At 33.1% G+C, this 18,474-nt stretch carries 16 protein-coding genes; 14 read left to right on the top strand and 2 right to left on the bottom strand.

Annotation, left to right across the window (positions count from 1 at the left end; all coding sequences use genetic code 11):
- Positions 1-313 precede the first annotated feature (313 nt).
- From hisG to RB619_RS19595, 10 genes are all read left to right on the top strand, one after another.
- Positions 314-1,171 (top strand): ATP phosphoribosyltransferase, encoded by an 858-nt coding sequence (gene hisG, locus RB619_RS19550; RefSeq protein ID WP_308100677.1) that lies wholly within the window; start codon positions 314-316, stop codon positions 1,169-1,171.
- A 101-nt stretch (positions 1,172-1,272) separates the two neighbouring features.
- Positions 1,273-2,556 carry a histidinol dehydrogenase gene (gene hisD / locus RB619_RS19555; RefSeq protein ID WP_308100678.1) on the top strand — a complete coding sequence of 428 codons (1,284 nt, stop codon included), beginning with the start codon at positions 1,273-1,275 and terminating at the stop codon, positions 2,554-2,556.
- A 108-nt stretch (positions 2,557-2,664) separates the two neighbouring features.
- Positions 2,665-3,711 (top strand): histidinol-phosphate transaminase, encoded by a 1,047-nt coding sequence (hisC, locus tag RB619_RS19560; protein WP_308100687.1) that lies wholly within the window; start codon positions 2,665-2,667, stop codon positions 3,709-3,711.
- A gap of 238 nt (positions 3,712-3,949) precedes the next feature.
- Complete coding sequence (gene hisB, locus RB619_RS19565; protein ID WP_308100692.1) at positions 3,950-5,086, top strand: bifunctional histidinol-phosphatase/imidazoleglycerol-phosphate dehydratase HisB; 1,137 nt, start codon at positions 3,950-3,952, stop codon at positions 5,084-5,086.
- A 90-nt stretch (positions 5,087-5,176) separates the two neighbouring features.
- Positions 5,177-5,770, top strand: coding sequence for an imidazole glycerol phosphate synthase subunit HisH (hisH, locus tag RB619_RS19570; protein WP_308100694.1), 594 nt, complete (start codon positions 5,177-5,179; stop codon positions 5,768-5,770).
- A gap of 86 nt (positions 5,771-5,856) precedes the next feature.
- Positions 5,857-6,582 carry a 1-(5-phosphoribosyl)-5-[(5-phosphoribosylamino)methylideneamino]imidazole-4-carboxamide isomerase gene (gene hisA / locus RB619_RS19575; protein WP_308100696.1) on the top strand — a complete coding sequence of 242 codons (726 nt, stop codon included), beginning with the start codon at positions 5,857-5,859 and terminating at the stop codon, positions 6,580-6,582.
- 84 nt (positions 6,583-6,666) lie between these two features.
- On the top strand, positions 6,667-7,422 hold the full coding sequence (hisF, locus tag RB619_RS19580) for an imidazole glycerol phosphate synthase subunit HisF (RefSeq protein WP_308100698.1): 756 nt from the start codon (positions 6,667-6,669) through the stop codon (positions 7,420-7,422).
- Positions 7,423-7,524: 102 nt separating this feature from the next.
- Positions 7,525-8,121: a bifunctional phosphoribosyl-AMP cyclohydrolase/phosphoribosyl-ATP diphosphatase HisIE gene (gene hisIE, locus RB619_RS19585; protein WP_229355106.1), complete on the top strand. Its 597-nt coding sequence runs from the start codon at positions 7,525-7,527 to the stop codon at positions 8,119-8,121.
- Between the two features lie 79 nt (positions 8,122-8,200).
- Positions 8,201-8,914: a hypothetical protein gene (locus RB619_RS19590; protein WP_308100700.1), complete on the top strand. Its 714-nt coding sequence runs from the start codon at positions 8,201-8,203 to the stop codon at positions 8,912-8,914.
- 24 nt (positions 8,915-8,938) lie between these two features.
- Positions 8,939-9,553 carry a hypothetical protein gene (locus tag RB619_RS19595; RefSeq protein ID WP_308100702.1) on the top strand — a complete coding sequence of 205 codons (615 nt, stop codon included), beginning with the start codon at positions 8,939-8,941 and terminating at the stop codon, positions 9,551-9,553.
- Positions 9,554-9,578: 25 nt separating this feature from the next.
- Here the strand turns inward: RB619_RS19595 and RB619_RS19600 are convergent, their stop codons facing one another.
- Positions 9,579-10,277 carry a carbohydrate-binding family 9-like protein gene (locus tag RB619_RS19600; protein ID WP_308100704.1) on the bottom strand — a complete coding sequence of 233 codons (699 nt, stop codon included), beginning with the start codon at positions 10,275-10,277 and terminating at the stop codon, positions 9,579-9,581.
- 168 nt (positions 10,278-10,445) lie between these two features.
- Here RB619_RS19600 and RB619_RS19605 point away from each other — a divergent pair, with 168 nt between their 5' ends.
- The gene (locus RB619_RS19605; protein ID WP_308100706.1) at positions 10,446-12,101 is read left to right on the top strand and encodes a M1 family metallopeptidase; all 1,656 of its coding nucleotides are present in this window, start codon (positions 10,446-10,448) and stop codon (positions 12,099-12,101) included.
- A 323-nt stretch (positions 12,102-12,424) separates the two neighbouring features.
- On the opposite strand, the gene RB619_RS19610 is transcribed toward RB619_RS19605, so the two are convergent.
- Positions 12,425-13,969, bottom strand: a complete 1,545-nt coding sequence (locus RB619_RS19610) for a hypothetical protein (protein WP_308100708.1) — start codon at positions 13,967-13,969, stop codon at positions 12,425-12,427.
- Positions 13,970-14,124: 155 nt separating this feature from the next.
- Between RB619_RS19610 and RB619_RS19615 the strand changes: the two genes are divergently transcribed.
- The 3 genes from RB619_RS19615 (at position 14,125) to ilvD (ending at position 18,439) form a co-directional block, all read left to right on the top strand.
- Positions 14,125-15,300, top strand: a complete 1,176-nt coding sequence (locus RB619_RS19615; protein WP_133523945.1) for a 2-isopropylmalate synthase — start codon at positions 14,125-14,127, stop codon at positions 15,298-15,300.
- A gap of 74 nt (positions 15,301-15,374) precedes the next feature.
- Positions 15,375-16,493 carry a 3-isopropylmalate dehydrogenase gene (gene leuB, locus RB619_RS19620; RefSeq protein ID WP_308100710.1) on the top strand — a complete coding sequence of 373 codons (1,119 nt, stop codon included), beginning with the start codon at positions 15,375-15,377 and terminating at the stop codon, positions 16,491-16,493.
- A 272-nt stretch (positions 16,494-16,765) separates the two neighbouring features.
- Positions 16,766-18,439 carry a dihydroxy-acid dehydratase gene (ilvD, locus tag RB619_RS19625; protein WP_035643807.1) on the top strand — a complete coding sequence of 558 codons (1,674 nt, stop codon included), beginning with the start codon at positions 16,766-16,768 and terminating at the stop codon, positions 18,437-18,439.
- Positions 18,440-18,474 lie beyond the last annotated feature (35 nt).

Below are 18,474 nucleotides of genomic sequence, written 5' to 3' on the forward strand. Positions count from 1 at the left end.
GTAAATTGGAAATATGTAGTAAAAAAGGCACTTGAGCTTTTTTTTAACAATAAACTTTAGTTAAGTTAAATTAAAAATTGCTTTTTTATGAAATTAACTAGTATATTTGCAACCGAATCAAAGAATTATAAAACAAACCAAACAATGATTTCAAATCAATTACATCATCATCATTTTCATTATTGCTCTCAAGCGATGTGTTAATGGTATGCATGTAAATCATCATATTTTAAAACCCGTTTGAGTACATCAAACGGGTTTTTTTATACCAATTCTTTGTACTCAAACTATTAATTCAACAAACAACTAAAAAATGAGTACTTTAAAAATTGCAATTCAAAAATCGGGTCGTTTAAACGAAGACAGCATTCAAATTCTTAAAGATTGCGGTATTTCAATCAACAACGGAATCGACCAGTTAAAAGCCGAAGCTTCAAACTTTCCTCTTGAGGTTTTATATCTAAGAAATTCTGATATTCCTCAATATCTTATAGATGGAGTAGTTGATCTAGCTATCGTAGGTGATAATCTTTTGGTAGAAAAGGGAAAAGGAATTGAAGTGGTTCAGAAATTAGGTTTTTCAAAATGTAAAGTTTCTGTAGCGGTTCCTAAAACATTCGAATACAATTCGGTACAAGATTTAGCAGGATTACGTATCGCAACTTCTTATCCAAATACAGTTAATGAATATTTTAGCCAATTCGGCTTATCGGTTGATATTCACCAAATTTCAGGATCTGTTGAAATTGCGCCAAATATTGGCCTTGCCGATGCGATTGTAGATATCGTTTCAAGCGGAAGCACTTTATTCAAAAACAATTTAAAAGAAGTTGAAGTTATTTTGAAAAGTGAAGCAGTTCTAGCAGTTTCTCCAAAAGTTTCTCCAGAAATTCAAAAACACATTGATACTTTAAAATTTAGAATTCAAGCTGTTTTAAGAGCTAGAAATTCAAAATATATTTTGATGAACGTTCCAAATGATAAAATTGATGCAGTTGGAAAAATTCTTCCAGTTTTGAGAAGTTTAACTGTTTTGCCATTGGCTCAGGAAGGCTGGAGTAGTGTTCACTCTGTAATCGATAAAGATACTTTTTGGGACGTAATCGACCAATTAAAAGAAGTAGGAGCAGAAGGGATTTTAGTTTGCCCAATTGAGAAAATGGTTCTTTAGGGCTTCGCCCGCTTTAGGCTTTAAGCAGTAAGCTTTAAGCCAAAATCATAAAGTTAAGAAAGCTTAAAGCTTAAAGCTTATAGCATAAAGCAAAAAAAAACATGAATATAATAGACAATCCAAAACCAGAAAGTTGGTCAGATATATTAAAAAGACCAACTCAAACTATTGATGATATTGAGGTTACGGTAAAAGAAATCTTTAAAGAAATACAAAGAAAAGGAGATGAAGCTGTAGCGAAATACACTTCGATTTTTGACGGAATTTCATTAGATAATTATGAAGTTTCTGAAAAAGAAATTGAAGAAGCAATTAAGTCGATTCCGAATGAATTGAAAGAAGCAATTCAGTTAGCAAAAGACAATATTTACAAATTCCACAGCGCTCAAAAAACAGACAGAATCGAAATTGAAACTGTTGAAGGCGTAAACTGTTGGCAGGAAAAAAGACCGATTCAAAAAATAGGTTTGTACATTCCAGGCGGAACAGCGCCATTGTTTTCTACTGTTTTAATGTTGGCTGTTCCTGCTGAAATTGCTGGCTGTAAAGAAATTGTATTGTGTTCTCCTCCAGATAAAACAGGAAAAATAAATCCAGCAATTTTGTATGCAGCTAATTTATGCGGTGTAACTAAAATTTTAAAAGTTGGAGGAATTCAGGCGATTGCGGGAATGACTTTTGGGACACAATCGATTCCGAAAGTGTATAAAATTTTCGGACCTGGAAATCAGTTTGTAACGGTTGCAAAACAATTGGCAACGCAATTTGGAGTTGCGATTGATATGCCGGCTGGTCCATCAGAATTGTTGATTGTTGCCGATGATACAGCGGTTGCTGAATTTGTAGCGTCAGATTTATTGTCTCAGGCAGAACACGGAACCGATAGTCAAGTGATTTTAGTTTCTACTTCAAGAAAATTAATAAGTGAGGTTGAAGAAGAAATTCAGTCGCAGCTTGAAGTACTTCCAAGAAAAGCAATTGCAAAAAAAGCGATTGAAAATTCGAAATTAATTTATGTCGAAAATGATCAAATCGCACTTGATTTAATCAATGAATACGGACCAGAGCACTTTATTATTTGTTCGGAATATGATGATTTTTACTGCAATGGAATTATAAATGCAGGTTCGGTTTTCATTGGAAATTACACGCCAGAAAGTGCTGGAGATTATGCTTCAGGAACCAATCACACGCTTCCAACGAATGGTTATGCTAAAAATTACAGCGGTGTAAATCTGGATAGTTTTATGAAATCAATGACATTTCAAAAGATATCTAAAATCGGAATTCAAAATATTGGAAAGGCGATTGAAGTTATGGCTGAAGCCGAAGGTTTACAAGCGCATAAAAATGCGGTGACATTGAGATTGAAGAGTTTAGATTAAGAAAGAAGCAAGAAGCAAGAAGCAAGATGAAAGAGCCAAGAATACAGGAAGATGAGAAATCTTTTGTCTTTCATCTTGATTCTTTCTTCTCAAAAAAAAAACAAAAAAATGAAATTCGATATAAATACAATAACACGAGAAAACGTAAAAACTTTAAAGCCGTATTCGTCTGCAAGAGATGAATTTGAGGATTTTGATACGGCTGAAATGATTTTTTTGGATGCCAATGAAAATCCGTATCAAAATGGTGTGAATCGTTATCCAGATCCGCAGCAGAATTCGGTTAAAGCGATTTTGGCTAAAAACAATAACACCAAACAAAGTCAGATTTTGCTAGGAAACGGAAGTGATGAAGTTTTAGATTTGCTTTTTAGAGCTTTTTGTGAGCCAAAAAAAGACAATATTATTTCGTTGCCACCAACTTACGGGATGTATGGTGTTTTGGCAAATATAAATGCGGTAGAAAACAGAGAAATTTTGCTTACAAATGACTTTCAGCCACAAGTTGAAAAGATTTTAGAAGCGGTTGATGAAAACACAAAAATCATTTTTTTATGTTCGCCAAACAATCCAACAGGAAATTCTTTTTCAGATGAAAGTGTGGTGAAATTACTTCAAAATTTTAAAGGATTGGTAGTAATTGATGAAGCCTATATTGATTTTTCAGAGAAGGAAAGTTGGTTAACGGAAATCGATGAATATCCAAATTTGGTCATTACACAAACACTTTCAAAAGCGTATGGTTTGGCTGGAATTCGTTTAGGAATCTGTTATGCTTCTGAAGCTGTAATTTCGGTTTTGAATAAAATAAAACCACCTTATAACGTCAATGAATTGACGCAACAAAGAGCTAAAGAACGTTTAAAGGATTCTGATAAAATAAAACAGGAAATTACTTCTATTATTAAGCAAAGAGAAGAATTACTTAAAGTTTTGCTTGAAGTTGATTTTGTAGAAAAAGTTTACCCGACAGAAGCCAATTTTGTCCTTGTAAAAGTAGATGATGCAAACAAAAGATACGATCAATTAATTCAAAAAGGAATTGTAATTCGTAACAGAACCACACAGCCTTTATGCGAAAATTGTCTTCGTTTTACAATTGGAACAGAAGAAGAAAATGCTGTTGTAATTAAGGAATTAAAGTTGTTGAATTAAAAAATATTTAGCCACAGATTAATTTCTTAATAGTGTAGTCCCTATGGGGCAATTGTAACTTTTGAAATGTTTCCTTCTACCGATATTTAACTCCTAACGGAGTATCTCGTAGAGACTAAATATTGGTAGAAAAAAATAGGATTTACAAAGATTGTCCCGTAGGGACTGCATTAAATAAAAATTATTCAGATTCTAAAATTTATAAAAATTAGCAAATCTGTGGCAGAAAAAATAAATTATGAAAAAAGTACTTTTTATCGATCGTGACGGAACGATCGTTTTGGAACCTGAAAATTTACAATTGGATAGTTTAGATAAGCTAGAATTTTATCCTAAAGCGTTTCAATACTTGGCTAAAATTGCCAATGAATTAGATTACGAATTAGCAATGGTAACTAATCAGGACGGATTAGGAACGGATAGTTTTCCGGAAGAAACGTTTTGGCCAACGCAAAATTTCATTTTAAGAGCTTTTGAAAATGAAGGTGTTTTATTTGATGAAATTTTTGTTGATCGCTCTTTTCCAGAAGAAAATGCACCAACAAGAAAACCGAGAACCGGAATGCTGACAAAATATTTGAATAATCCAGAATATGATTTGGCAAATTCGTTTGTTTTAGGAGATCGTTTAACAGACGTTGAATTAGCAAAAAACCTTGGTGCAAAAGCGATTTTCATGAATAATACTGATGGAGCTGGAAGCAATGAAATTTCATCAAAACGTGAAGAATTAGACGAAACAATTGTTTTGCAATCAATGGATTGGAAGAAAATCTATGAGTTTTTGAAATTAGAAGCGCGTTCGGCTTCAATTACGCGTAAAACCAATGAAACGGATATTTACATTAACTTAAATCTTGACGGAACAGGAAAAAGCAAAATCGACACCGGAATTGCATTTTTCGATCATATGTTAGATCAAATTTCACGTCACGGTCAAATGGACTTAGAGATTCTTGTAAAAGGCGATTTAGAAGTTGATGAACACCACACAATCGAAGATACAGCAATTGCTTTAGGGGAAGTTTTTGCAAAAGCGTTAGGAAACAAATTAGGAATTGAGCGTTACGGTTTCTGTCTTCCAATGGATGATTGCTTAGCTCAAGCAGCAATTGATTTCGGAGGAAGAAACTGGTTGATCTGGGAAACCGAATTTAAACGAGAAATGGTTGGTAAAATGCCAACTGAAATGTTTTATCATTTCTTTAAATCATTTACAGACGGCGCAAAAGCCAACTTAAACATCAAAGCAGAAGGAATCAACGAACATCATAAAATTGAGGCGATTTTTAAAGCTTTCGCGAAAGCAATAAAAGTAGCCGTTAAAAGAGATACCGAAAAAATGATTTTGCCTTCGACGAAGGGAATGCTTTAAAATTTTGTTTCAAGTTTAAAGTTTCAGGTTTCACGTTTTGCTGAGTAACTTGAAACTTGAAACCTGAAACAAAACAAACAAAAAAACAAAATGAAAATAGTAATTATAAATTACGGAGCAGGAAATATTCAGAGCATTATGTTTGCTATTGAAAGATTGGGTTTTAAGGCCGTTTTGAGCAATAATCCAGAAGAAATTAAAGTTGCAGATAAAGTGATTTTTCCTGGCGTGGGTGAGGCGAGCTCGGCGATGGCTAAACTTCGTGAAAGCGGTTTGGATAATTTGATTCCGCAATTAAAACAGCCTGTTTTAGGAATTTGTCTTGGAATGCAGTTGATGTGTAATCAAACTGAAGAAGGAAATACAAAGGGTTTAGGGATTTTTGATGTTGATGTTGTGAAATTTTCAAACACTGTAAAAGTGCCGCAAATGGGGTGGAATCAGATTTACGATTTAAAAACTGATTTGTTCAAAGATATTTCTGAAAATGAATTTATGTATTTGGTTCATAGTTTTTATGCTCCAAATTGCGCAGAATCTATTGCAACGACGAATTATGACGTTGAATATGCATCGGCTTTGCAAAAAGAAAATTTTTACGGAACTCAGTTTCATCCAGAAAAAAGTGGTGATGTTGGAGAGAAAATTCTAGGAAACTTTTTGAAATTAAATTCCAATATTTAAATTCCAAAATTAAAAATCAATAAAAATATTTAATCGGTTTTGGACAATCAAAAATCTAAAATCGTTAATCTAAAATCTAAAATTAAATGCGAATAATACCAGCCATAGATATCATTGACGGAAAATGCGTTCGTTTGTCCAAAGGTGATTATGATACCAAAATAATTTACAATGAGAATCCGCTTGAAGTGGCGAAATCATTTGAAGCACACGGAATTGAATATCTGCATTTAGTGGATTTAGATGGTGCAAAATCAAGCAAGATTGTCAATTATAAAATTTTGGAACAAATTGCCACGCAAACAGGCTTAAAAATTGATTTTGGAGGCGGATTAAAATCGGATGATGATTTGAGAATTGCTTTCGAAAGCGGTGCAAACCAAATTACTGGCGGAAGTATTGCCGTAAAAAACAGAGCAATTTTTGAAAAATGGATTTCAGAATATGGAACGGATAAAATCATTTTGGGCGCAGATGCTAAAGATGAAAAAATAGCCGTTTCTGGCTGGTTGGAAGAATCTAATGAAGATTTAGTTCCGTTTATTCAAGATTATCAATCAAAAGGAATTCAGTACGTTATTTGTACAGATATTGCAAAAGATGGAATGCTTCAAGGGCCAAGTTTTGATTTATATGCCAAAATTTTAGCGGAAGCAAAAGGAATAAAACTAATCGCTTCTGGTGGAATTTCAACTTTCGACGAATTGCCAAAATTAGCCGAATTAGGTTGCGAAGGAACGATTATCGGAAAAGCAATTTACGAAGGAAGAATTAGTTTGAAACAACTGGAGAATTTTATAATTAGAAAATGAGAAAATTTGAGAATTAGATAATTATTTTGCTTACTGTAAATCAATTATCTAATTGACTAATTTTCTAATTAACACATTAGGTAAATGTTAGCAAAAAGAATCATACCTTGTTTAGATATAAAAAACGGAAGGACGGTAAAAGGCGTTAATTTCGTTGACTTGCGCGATGCTGGAGATCCAGTTGAATTGGCTGAAATTTACTCGGCTGAAGGCGCTGATGAATTGGTTTTTCTTGATATTTCGGCGACAGAAGAAAGACGAAAAACGCTTGTAAATATGGTGCGAAGTGTTGCTGAAAAAATCAATATTCCGTTTACTGTTGGTGGAGGAATTTCATCTGTAGAAGATGTTGACATACTTCTAAATAACGGAGCTGATAAAGTTTCGATCAATTCATCGGCAGTAAAAAATCCGCAGTTGATTAATGATTTAGCACAAAAATTCGGAAGCCAATGCGTTGTCGTAGCAATCGATGCCAAACAAATTGACGGACAATGGATTGTACATTTGGTTGGAGGAAAAGTACCTACTGAATTAAACTTATTCGATTGGGCAGTTGAAGTTGCGGAGCGTGGTGCAGGAGAAATTTTATTCACTTCGATGGATAATGACGGAACCAAAAACGGTTTTGCAAATGAAGCTTTGGCAAAACTTTCAGAGTTGGTAAATATTCCAATTATTGCTTCAGGAGGTGCAGGAAATATGCAGCATTTTGTTGATTCGTTTAAAGAAGGAAAAGCAGATGCGGCTTTAGCAGCAAGTGTTTTTCATTTTAAAGAAATCGAGATAAAAGCTTTAAAACAAGAGCTTAGAAGTAACGGTATTGAAGTGAGACTTTAGTCAAAAGAGTCAAGAAGAAAGAAGCAAGATTAATCTAAAATAAAAGGGTTCAGCAAACTAAAATCTTCCCGATAGCTATAGGGACTAAAATCTAAAATAATTATGGAAATCGATATAAAAAGTGCACACGGATTGATTCCGGCAATAATTCAAGATTCAGAAACTAAAAATGTTTTGATGCTGGGTTATATGAATGAAGAATCGCTTCAAAAAACAATTGAAACTCAGAAAGTAACTTTTTTCAGCCGTTCAAAACAAAGACTTTGGACAAAAGGCGAGGAGAGTGGCAACTTTTTGAATTTGGTTAGTATTAAAAACGACTGCGACGGCGATACACTATTAATTCAGGCGAAACCTGTTGGGCCAACTTGTCACACAGGTGCAGATACTTGTTGGCAGGAACCAAATGATGCCAATTACGGTTTTATTTCGCAATTAGAAAACACAATCAAAACTAGAAGAGAAAATGCCGATTCTGAGAAAAGTTATGTAGCTTCTTTATTTGAAAAAGGAATTAACAAAATAGCTCAGAAAGTTGGTGAAGAAGCGGTAGAAGTGGTTATTGAAGCAAAAGATGATAACGACGATTTATTTTTGAGTGAAAGTGCCGATTTGCTTTTTCATTATTTGATTTTATTACAGGCAAAAGGTTTTCAATTGAATGACGTTATTGAGGTTTTAAAGAAACGCCAGAAGTAATCATAAATTGTGAAAAAATATTCACTAAATTATGTTAAAATAAAAATTATTTTTTGATATTTACGTAAATATTTAAGCCATGGATATAGAAACATTCAGAAAACGTTTTGTAGATCATTCCGATGAAGATTTAATTTTAATGCTCACTAAAAACGCCAGTAAATACAATCCTGATGCACTTATTGTTGCAAAGGAAATTTTAATTGCCAGAAATATCGACATCGAAACCATTCTTAAAGAAGAGAATGAAAAGCGTTCTAATTTGGAGGAGGAAGAAAATAAAAGAAGACATATCGAAGATCTTTCTCCTTTAGAGCAAATCGAATATTTATCTGAAAAAAGACTTGAATTTGAAGAAAATATCGAGGATATAATTGAGGATAAAAACAAAGATTTGACTGACGCTGAACTGCTTTTAAGCTTTGAAGGAATTCTGGATAAAATTCTAGAAACAGGAAACTTTGGCGAGCTGACAGACAGCCATTCCAAAGAAAATTACTTCATTGTAAGCAATATTATTGAGCAAAGAAGTGTTGAAATTCCTGTTTCAATTCTGAAAAAAATAGACAGAATAAATGATATTGCCCGAAAAGATTTTTCAAGAAAATTTACTAGAAATATTATAATTGGGATTGTTCTTTTAGCTCTTGGTTTAGTATTTACAATAGGAACTGGAGGCGGACTTGTTTTTTACGGTGCTGTTTTGTCTGGTTTAGGATTAGTAATTAACGGAATTGCCGGTAAAAGAAATTTAAAAAGAGGAGCACAGATTGCACTTGAATCTTACGGATAAATTTAAATTGTAAAATATTTAATTATGAAGATTTTCGTTTATTTATTTCTGCTTTTAATTCCATCTGCCAATTTTGCTTTCAAAAAGAATGAGATGGCTTATAGTATAGTAATTTCAAAAGCAGATTTAATTGTTGATGGAACAATTTCAAAAGTTTTCGAAAACAAATATGAATTTGCAATAACCCAATTCATTAAAGGAAAATCGCCATTGAGAATTAATGTTGTAATTTGGAAAGAATGGATGTGTGACAGTCGAGTTCATGAACTACAAAAAGGACAAAGGTTACTGTTGTTTTTAGAAAATAAGCCAAACAATGAATACTACCCTATAAATGAAAGTACTGGAGAATTATTTATTGAGAAGGATAGTTCAGTTTCTCCATCAATGTATATGATAGAGAAATTCCCAAATGCAAGTGTAATAAAAGAAGGGATTTCTATGTTTCTCAAAACCTACACTTTTCATTCCCGCTTAGATAACAGATATTATTTGGACGCTTATTTTCAATCAAATAAGTCAACATTTGAGATTTATGAAATGAAACAAAAAAATAAGTTTTTTAAGTTTTTAATTGATAGTGAACTTCAATATTACAAAGTGAAGGAAACATCATTTATTAACATAAGACTCGAATAAACAAATTAACAATTCAATAGTTAAACTAATCTACAAATTCAAAAACAGCAAACTCAGCTGGCTGATGAAAACCAAATTTTAAGCTTTTATATGGTTGTAATGCTTGATATTCAACAGTATTTCCATAATCAATTCTGAATAGATTTCCTCTCCATTTTGTTCCGCTTTTTGGTTTTAGGAAATTGCCATTTTTTATTTTTTCCAAACTTGAAAATGGAATTTTAATTTCGGTACAAAAACCTTCAGGCGTAATTTTACTGGCTGTTTCAAGTTCGGAAAGATTAAATGCCATTGACATTTTCCATCCGCCACAATCTGGAGAAATGCATTTTAAAAGCATATCATAGTAGGAAGAATAAGCATTTACGCCAATTTCAATGTAGTTTCTCCCGTCTCCGTCCGCATCAATAAAAATTTCGACTAAATCATCAGTGTCAAAAATCTGAGAATCTTGTTTTTGTGATTTACCAATTATTTTTGAATCAGAGGAACGGTAGGCGATATAAAGGTTTTCGTCATTCCACGAAAGTGAAACAAAAGTATTTTGAGTTGCTTTTTCTCCTGAATTATGAATTACAAAAGGACCTGAAAAAGTGTTTTTCCATTCTGATAAATCTCCGTCAACCGTCATTTTATCATTTGTTTTATGAACAATAATATTTTGAGAATTTGCAGTAATTGAAAACGTCAATAAAAAAAATGAAAAAACAGTAACAAATTTCATATTTAAAGTCTAATAATTTAAAAACACTAAAATAGAGAACAATAATCAATTTGAGTGCAATTATTTTCTATGAGAAATCATAAAATTTTAAAATAATTAATCTGAATGTTTACATTTGTTACAGATTAAACAGGTTCAATGACCTTATTTATTACAAATTTATAAATAATGAGAAAATACTTTGGTGGCGCCTTTATCGCCTTTTTAGTTGGTTTCGGCGCAAATGCTCAAGGACTTTTAAACAAGTCAGAAACTCTTTTTACGCATCAAGACACTTTACGCGGCAGTATAACAAAAGAGAGAGCTTGGTGGGATTTAAAATACTATCATTTAAATGTAAAAGTTAATCCTTCTGAGAAATCAATTTCAGGTTCAAATACAGTTCGTTATACTGTTTTGACAGAAAACAACAGAATGCAAATCGATTTACAGCAACCAATGAATATCACTAAAGTGACTCAGAATGGCTTGCCTTTAAAATTTGAAAGAGACGGAAATGCGTTCTTTATTACTTTAGCAGAAAAACAGAAAGTTGGAGATTCGAAAGAAATCATAATCTCGTTTGAAGGAAAACCTAAAGAAGCAATTAGAGCACCGTGGGACGGAGGATTTTCTTGGAAAAAAGATAAAAACGCAAAAGATTTTATTGCTACATCTTGTCAAGGTTTGGGTGCGAGCGTTTGGTGGCCGAACAAAGATCATATGTACGATGAAGTTGAAAATATGATGATTAGCGTGAATGTTCCTGGAGATTTAACTGAAGTTTCTAACGGAAGACTGAAAAGCGTTAAAAAAGAAAAAGACGGAACTAAAACTTTTAATTGGTATGTTTCAAACCCAATTAATAATTATGGTGTAAACATCAACATTGGTGATTATGTGAATTTTTCTGAGAAATATAAAGGAGAAAAAGGCGATTTAGATTGCAATTATTATGTTTTGAGAGATAATTTGGCTAAAGCCAAAGAACAATTTAAAGATGCTCCAAAAATGCTTAAAGCGTTTGAAAACTGGTTTGGACCTTATCCGTTTTACGAAGACAGTTATAAATTAGTTGAAGTTCCATATTTGGGAATGGAGCACCAAAGTTCTGTAACTTACGGAAACGAATATAAAAACGGTTATTTAGGTCGTGATTTGAGCGGTACTGGCTGGGGATTAAAGTTTGATTTCATTATTATTCACGAGTCTGGACATGAGTGGTTTGCTAACAATATCACTTATAAAGATATTGCTGATATGTGGGTTCACGAAAGTTTTACAAACTATTCTGAAAGCCTTTTTCTTGAATATTATTATGGAAAAGATGCAGCCTCTGAATACATAATCGGTTGCAGAAAGAATATTCATAATGACACGCCAATTATTGGTCATTATGATGTAAACAACGAAGGATCAGGAGATATGTATCCAAAAGGCGCATCAATGCTTCATATGATTCGTCAGGTTATTAATGATGACGCAAAATGGAAATCGATTTTGAGAGGCATGAATAAGACTTTTTATCATCAAACGGTTACAGGCAAACAGATTCAAGATTATATCAATGAACAATCTGGAATTAATTTCAACAGAGTTTTTGCTCAATATTTGACTACGACTCAAATTCCGGTTTTTGAATATATGTTTAAAAATGGAACTTTTGGATATCATTGGACAAACTGTGTTGCTAAATTTGATATGCCAGTTCGAGTAAAATTAAATGGTGTTGAGATGTGGTTAAAACCGACAACCGAGTGGCAATCGGAGAAAACAACTAATGAAGATAGAAAGGTAGAAGTTGATAAAGATTTTTATGTAACGACTTCTAATATTATTGAATAAAGTTTTTAAAATTTCAATATTTAAAATCCCAAATTCCATTTTTTTTTGGAGTTTGGGATTTTTTATTAAGATTTGAATTGTATGCGTTTAGTAAATCCGACAGGTTTTAAAAACCTGTCGGATTTGTATTGAGTATGTTTTAGATAAAGTATGTCATTTCGACGAAGGAGAAATCTCCGCAAGTAGCTCGACAAAGTTTGTCACTTTTAGGAGCGGAGTTACTTGCGAAGATTTCTCCCTTCGATCGAAATGACAAAAAAAGCGTAAAAGATTTAATCTTCTACGCTTTTTTTATTGGAATTTGGAATTTTTAAAATTGAAAATTAACGGCTATTCAACTTCGCTTTTTCCTTAATAATATCAGCAATCTTACGATTTTCAATTTTACTTTCAAGCCAAGAAATAATATCTAAATAAAGGAAAGCTCTTTTTTCGTAAGTGTTCTTTTCAAGTTCTACGAAACGAGCGTGCATTTTTTTGAATTCCTTTTTAATATCAGCAGGATAAAAGTTATTCAAGTTTCTTAGGAATTTAATGATTTCTTTTTGAACTTCATGCAAGTCGTTCATTTTTAGCAAGAACTTATACGTGCTTTTAAGATGATTTTCTAGGTAATAATCTTTTCCAAGTTCATAATGCGCAATTAAAGACAAAAGTCGGGCGAAACACATTAAATCTTCGCGCATACTTAAGTTCTTGTTGTTGATGATTTTATCTAAGTAGAAAATGCATTCGTTGTACTTTTCATTTCCGAAATAAATAGAAGCTATTTTATAGAAAAACAACATTTCGTGATGTTCATCAAGATGTTCACTGTGAATTTTCAGCTTCTCTAAAATCTCCGGAATCAAATATTCACTTTCTTCAAAAGTTCCCTCCAAAATATGAAGATTCAGCTTATTGTTATAAACATATAGAAATGATAGTGATGCAATGTTATCATTTACAGGGAATTTTGGATCTTCGATAGTTTCTTCTAAAAGCGTCAAATATTTTTTGAAGTTCGAAGTATATTTGAGCATGTAAAGCGATTCGAGAAAATAGTGATTCCCTTTTAGGAAAAATACCGGGTTCAGATAAATCATATTTGGGTTATCATAAAAGAGCTGTACCCATTTATATGCAAATTTATAACTTGCCAAGAAATCCTGAACTAAGAAACTGCGCCATAAATTGGCATTATAAAACCAATATTTCTCTCTAAAGCCAAACTTGCTTTCGTCTAGTTTTGCAATATGTCTGTTAAAATAATCGTCAATATATTTATACTCTTCATCACTTTTTACGTAACCCGTTTTCAACATGATTCCGTATAACTGAAGCGATAAATTCGATAATTTGCTTGAAATGGTATTTCGGTAATTCAATTCTTTTGCCTGAATTACTAATTCGTCAGCGCGACCTTGAATACTGCGGGTAATGTATTGCGATTCGATCAGTTTTTCGAATTCTACAATCTCATACGCCATATATTTTTCATCATTTTCTAAAGCTTGCTGTTTTGTCTTGTCAAGAATTTTTAAACTCTGTTTGTACAAACCTTTATTATAAAGAATAACAGCAAAATCAATTTGTTCGCGCAACTGATAACGAATATTCTGACTCGGAATATTTAATCGAATGCTGACTAAAATCTGTTTGTATAAGTATGATTTTAAGTTAGATAACTGAACTTTTTTGATGCTTCCGCTTTTTAAAATAAGCTTTTCATCATACGTTTCAGATTTGTCTAAAATATTAAAAAGTTCGATAAATTTTGTATTCGAACTGGTTTCTAATCGGCTCGCAAAAATTTTAAATTGTCTTTTTTCAGATTTGGAAAGCGATTTAATCAGAACAAATAAGAAATCTTTTTGATGGTTAGCCATTGTAAAAAATAATAATGTAACTTATTGATTATTAAGTTGTTAATCGAGTATAAATTGTGTTATGAACAGTATAATTTCATTAAAATGAATTTCGTACTGCATAAGTACAATATATATTTGTTATCACAATGTGAAATTACATTAAATTAATGAATATGAATAGAGAGAAAGTTCAAATTTTTGACACCACTTTGCGCGATGGTGAACAAGTTCCAGGATGTAAGTTAGATACTAACCAAAAATTAGTTATCGCAGAACGACTAGACAAAATGGGAGTTGATATTATCGAAGCAGGATTTCCTGTGTCAAGTCCGGGCGATTTTTTATCGGTCTCTGAGATTTGTAAAATTGTAGAAAATGCAACCGTCTGCGGATTGACAAGAGCCGTGAAAAACGACATTGATGTTGCTGCAGCTGCCTTAAAGCATGCTAAAAGACCTAGAATCCACACCGGAATCGGAACCTCAGAATCTCATATCCTCCACAAATTACAAACTACGCCTGAAGATATTATTGCCAGAGCAAAATTTGCAGTAGCTCACGCAAAATCATATGTAGAAGATGTTGAATTCTACGCTGAAGATGCTGGAAGAACTGATAATGCATTCTTGGCAAAAGTTTGCGAAGAAGTTATTAAATCTGGTGCAACGGTATTAAATATTCCTGATACAACAGGATATTGCCTTCCAGAAGAATACGGAGCAAAAATAAAATACTTAAAAGAAAACGTAAAAGGAATCGAAAACGTAATCCTTTCATGTCACTGTCATAATGATTTAGGAATGGCAACTGCAAACTCAATTGCAGGCGCTATAAATGGTGCAAGACAAATTGAATGTACTATTAACGGTATTGGAGAAAGAGCTGGAAATACAGCACTTGAAGAAGTGGTAATGATTTTCAAACAGCATCCGTACTTAAATTTAGATACCAATATCAACACTAGAGAATTGAACGAAATGAGCCGTTTAGTTTCTGAAAGTATGGGAATGATCGTGCAGCCTAACAAAGCAATCGTAGGAGCAAATGCTTTTGCACACAGTTCTGGAATTCACCAAGATGGTGTTATCAAAAACAGAGCCACTTACGAAATCATGGACCCACTGGATGTTGGTGTAAACGAATCGTCAATTATTTTGACTGCAAGAAGCGGAAGAGCTGCTTTAGCTTACCGAGCTAAAAAAGTTGGTTACGAGCTTACAAAAGTACAATTAGACATTGTATATATCGAGTTTTTGAAATTCGCTGATATTAAAAAAGAAGTTGTCGATGCTGATATTCATCAAATTATCGAAGCTTCAAAAATTCAGGGAGAATTGATCAGAAGCTAGTTCATTAGAAGAAAGAAAATAGAACAAAGAGGAAAGAAAAAAATAAAGATTTAAATCATAAAGAACGAGACGTTATGAATTTGAAAATAGCAGTTTTACCAGGAGACGGAATTGGACCAGAAGTAATTTTACAAGCCAAAAAAGCATTATATGCAATTGGCGAGGTGTACAATCATGAATTTGTTTTTGAAGAAGCACTTATGGGTGCAGTTGCAATTGATAAAACAGGAAATCCGCTCCCGGAACAAACGCTTAATCTTTGTTTGAATACAGATGCAGTTTTGCTTGGTGCGATTGGTGATCCAAAATATGATAACAACCCGAATGCGAAAGTTCGTCCTGAGCAAGGTTTGTTGAAACTTCGTAAAGAACTTGGTTTGTTTGCGAATGTTCGTCCAATTAAACCTTATAAAGCGTTAATCGAATCATCTCCTTTAAAAAGAGAAATTATTGAAGGTGCTGATTTTACAATTTTTAGAGAATTAACTGGTGGAGCTTATTTTGGAGCAAAAACACTTAACGATGAAGGAACGCACGCTTCAGATTTATGTGAATATTCAGAAGAAGAAATTACTAGAATTACGCATTTGGCTTTTAAATCGGCACAAAAAAGACGCAAAAAGCTAACATTGGTAGATAAAGCAAATGTTTTAGAAACCTCAAGATTATGGAGAAAAGTTGTTCAGAAAGTGGGCGAAAGTTATCCAGATGTTGCTTTAGACTTTTTGTTTGTTGATAATGCAGCCATGCAAATCATCTTAAATCCAAAACAATTTGATGTGATTTTGACAGAGAATTTGTTTGGAGATATTTTATCTGATGAAGCAAGTGTAATAACAGGATCAATTGGTTTGTTGCCATCAATATCTTTAGGAGAAAAAAATGCTTTGTTTGAGCCAATTCACGGATCATATCCGCAGGCAAAAGGAAAAAACATTGCTAATCCGATTGCATCGATTTTGGCAGCAGCACTTTTGTTAGAACATTTTGGATTAACTAAAGAAGCTAATGTAATTTATAAAGCGGTAGAAAAAGCAATAGAATTTAAAGTAGTGACGGTTGATTTAAAACCAGATTCAAAATTCGGTACAAATGAAGTAGGGGAGTTTGTTTCTAATTTTATTTTCAGCAAAGATGATCTGCTTTATTTTAATAATGACAATGTAAGTATTGGACAATCGACAATTGTTTAATATTTTTTGTTAAAACGTAGAAGAAATAACAAGAAGTCTTTAAAATGTTGAGATTTTATTTTTTTAGTCATTAAAGTTTTTATACTTTTGTGTCACTAAAAAATAGAAAAGATGCAAATCTCAATTATTATTATTTCTTCTGTCGTTGTTGTCAATGTGATTAGCACATCTGCGTCAGGAATGGTATAAATATAATTGAAAGACTATATTATAAACCTTCCAAATACTGGAAGGTTTTTTTTTGAACAAAAATTAAAATAAAATAATACATAATGGAATTAAATAAGTACAGCAAGACCATCACTCAAGATCAGACACAGCCTGCGGCGCAAGCTATGTTATACGGTATTGGTTTAACTGAAGAAGATCTGAAAAAAGCACAAGTTGGAATTGTGAGCATGGGTTACGATGGTAACACTTGCAACATGCACTTGAATGATTTAGCAAAAGATGTTAAAAAAGGTGTTTGGGATGCAGATCTTGTCGGACTTATTTTTAATACTATTGGTGTTAGTGACGGAATTTCAAACGGAACTGAAGGAATGCGTTATTCATTAGTTTCTCGTGATGTAATTGCAGATTCTATTGAAACAGTTGCAGGAGCACAATGGTACGATAGTATTATTGCAATTCCTGGCTGTGATAAAAATATGCCTGGAGCGTTAATCGCAATGGGAAGATTAAATCGTCCGTCGATGATGGTTTACGGAGGTTCAATTCATTCTGGAAAATGGAAAGGTGAATCTTTGAATATCGTTTCTGCTTTTGAAGCTTTAGGAAAAAAAGTAAAAGGAGAAATCACTCCGGAAGATTTTAAAGGAGTTATTAAAAATGCTTGTCCAGGTGCTGGAGCTTGTGGTGGTATGTATACTGCAAACACTATGTCTTCTGCAATCGAAGCATTAGGAATGAGTTTGCCATACAGCTCTTCAAATCCTGCTTTGAGTCAGGAAAAAAGAGACGAATGTCTTGCTGCTGGAGCTGCGATTAAAATTTTATTAGAAAAAGATATTAAGCCAAGAGATATCATGACTCGCAAGGCTTTTGAAAATGCTATTACAATTGTAGCAGTTTTAGGAGGTTCTACAAATGCAGTTATGCACTTAATTGCAATGGCTCACTCAGTTGGAATAACAATCACTTTGGATGATTTTCAGGCAATCAATGACAGAACACCTGTTCTTGCTGACATGAAACCAAGTGGTAAATATATGATGGAAGATATTCATGAAGTTGGAGGTATTCCATCAGTAATGAAATATTTATTAAAAGTTGGACTTATTCACGGAGATTGTTTGACTGTAACAGGAAAAACGGTTGCTGAAAACTTAGCTTCTACTCCAGATTTACAAGATGGACAAGAAGTAATTCACGAAATTCAAAAAGCGTTAAAACCAACTGGAAATATTCAGGTTTTATACGGAAATCTTGCTTCTGAAGGAGCTGTAGCAAAAATCAGCGGAAAAGAAGGAGAATATTTTGAAGGTCCAGCAGTAGTATTTGAAGGAGAATTTGAAGTAATTCCAGGTCTTGAAGCCGGAAAAATTAAACCAGGCAATGTAGTCGTCATTAGAGGTTGTGGACCAAAAGGTGGTCCGGGAATGCCTGAAATGCTAAAACCTACATCTGCAATTATTGGAGCCGGATTAGGAAGCACCTGTGCACTAATCACAGACGGTAGATTCTCCGGAGGTTCACACGGTTTCGTGGTAGGTCACGTTACACCAGAAGCATATGACGGAGGTGGTATTGCGCTAGTAAAAGATGGAGATATAATTGCTATCGATGCTAAGAAAAATACAATCGACCTGAAGATATCTGATGAAGAATTCGCTGCTCGTAAAGCGGCTTGGGTTCAGCCTCCTTTAAAAGTTGACAGAGGAGTTTTGTTTAAGTACGCTAGATCGGTGTCAAGCGCTTCTACAGGTTGCGTTACCGATAATTAATTAAAAAACAATAATATCAAGGGTCAATTGAAAAT

Source organism: Flavobacterium sp. LHD-80 (genome assembly GCF_030929605.1).
GTDB lineage: Bacteria > Bacteroidota > Bacteroidia > Flavobacteriales > Flavobacteriaceae > Flavobacterium.

Excerpts from the sequence above, each read along its gene's own strand:
- hisIE (WP_229355106.1), top strand. The coding sequence starts at position 7,525 with ATGGAAATCGATATAAAAAGTGCACACGGATTGATTCCGGCAATAATT.
- hisB (WP_308100692.1), top strand. The coding sequence starts at position 3,950 with ATGAAAAAAGTACTTTTTATCGATCGTGACGGAACGATCGTTTTGGAA.
- hisF (WP_308100698.1), top strand. The coding sequence starts at position 6,667 with ATGTTAGCAAAAAGAATCATACCTTGTTTAGATATAAAAAACGGAAGG.
- RB619_RS19600 (WP_308100704.1), bottom strand. The coding sequence starts at position 10,277 with ATGAAATTTGTTACTGTTTTTTCATTTTTTTTATTGACGTTTTCAATT.
- RB619_RS19590 (WP_308100700.1), top strand. The coding sequence starts at position 8,201 with ATGGATATAGAAACATTCAGAAAACGTTTTGTAGATCATTCCGATGAA.
- hisG (WP_308100677.1), top strand. The coding sequence starts at position 314 with ATGAGTACTTTAAAAATTGCAATTCAAAAATCGGGTCGTTTAAACGAA.
- RB619_RS19605 (WP_308100706.1), top strand. The coding sequence starts at position 10,446 with ATGAGAAAATACTTTGGTGGCGCCTTTATCGCCTTTTTAGTTGGTTTC.
- hisH (WP_308100694.1), top strand. The coding sequence starts at position 5,177 with ATGAAAATAGTAATTATAAATTACGGAGCAGGAAATATTCAGAGCATT.
- hisD (WP_308100678.1), top strand. The coding sequence starts at position 1,273 with ATGAATATAATAGACAATCCAAAACCAGAAAGTTGGTCAGATATATTA.
- RB619_RS19615 (WP_133523945.1), top strand. The coding sequence starts at position 14,125 with ATGAATAGAGAGAAAGTTCAAATTTTTGACACCACTTTGCGCGATGGT.
- RB619_RS19595 (WP_308100702.1), top strand. The coding sequence starts at position 8,939 with ATGAAGATTTTCGTTTATTTATTTCTGCTTTTAATTCCATCTGCCAAT.
- ilvD (WP_035643807.1), top strand. The coding sequence starts at position 16,766 with ATGGAATTAAATAAGTACAGCAAGACCATCACTCAAGATCAGACACAG.
- hisA (WP_308100696.1), top strand. The coding sequence starts at position 5,857 with ATGCGAATAATACCAGCCATAGATATCATTGACGGAAAATGCGTTCGT.
- hisC (WP_308100687.1), top strand. The coding sequence starts at position 2,665 with ATGAAATTCGATATAAATACAATAACACGAGAAAACGTAAAAACTTTA.
- RB619_RS19610 (WP_308100708.1), bottom strand. The coding sequence starts at position 13,969 with ATGGCTAACCATCAAAAAGATTTCTTATTTGTTCTGATTAAATCGCTT.
- leuB (WP_308100710.1), top strand. The coding sequence starts at position 15,375 with ATGAATTTGAAAATAGCAGTTTTACCAGGAGACGGAATTGGACCAGAA.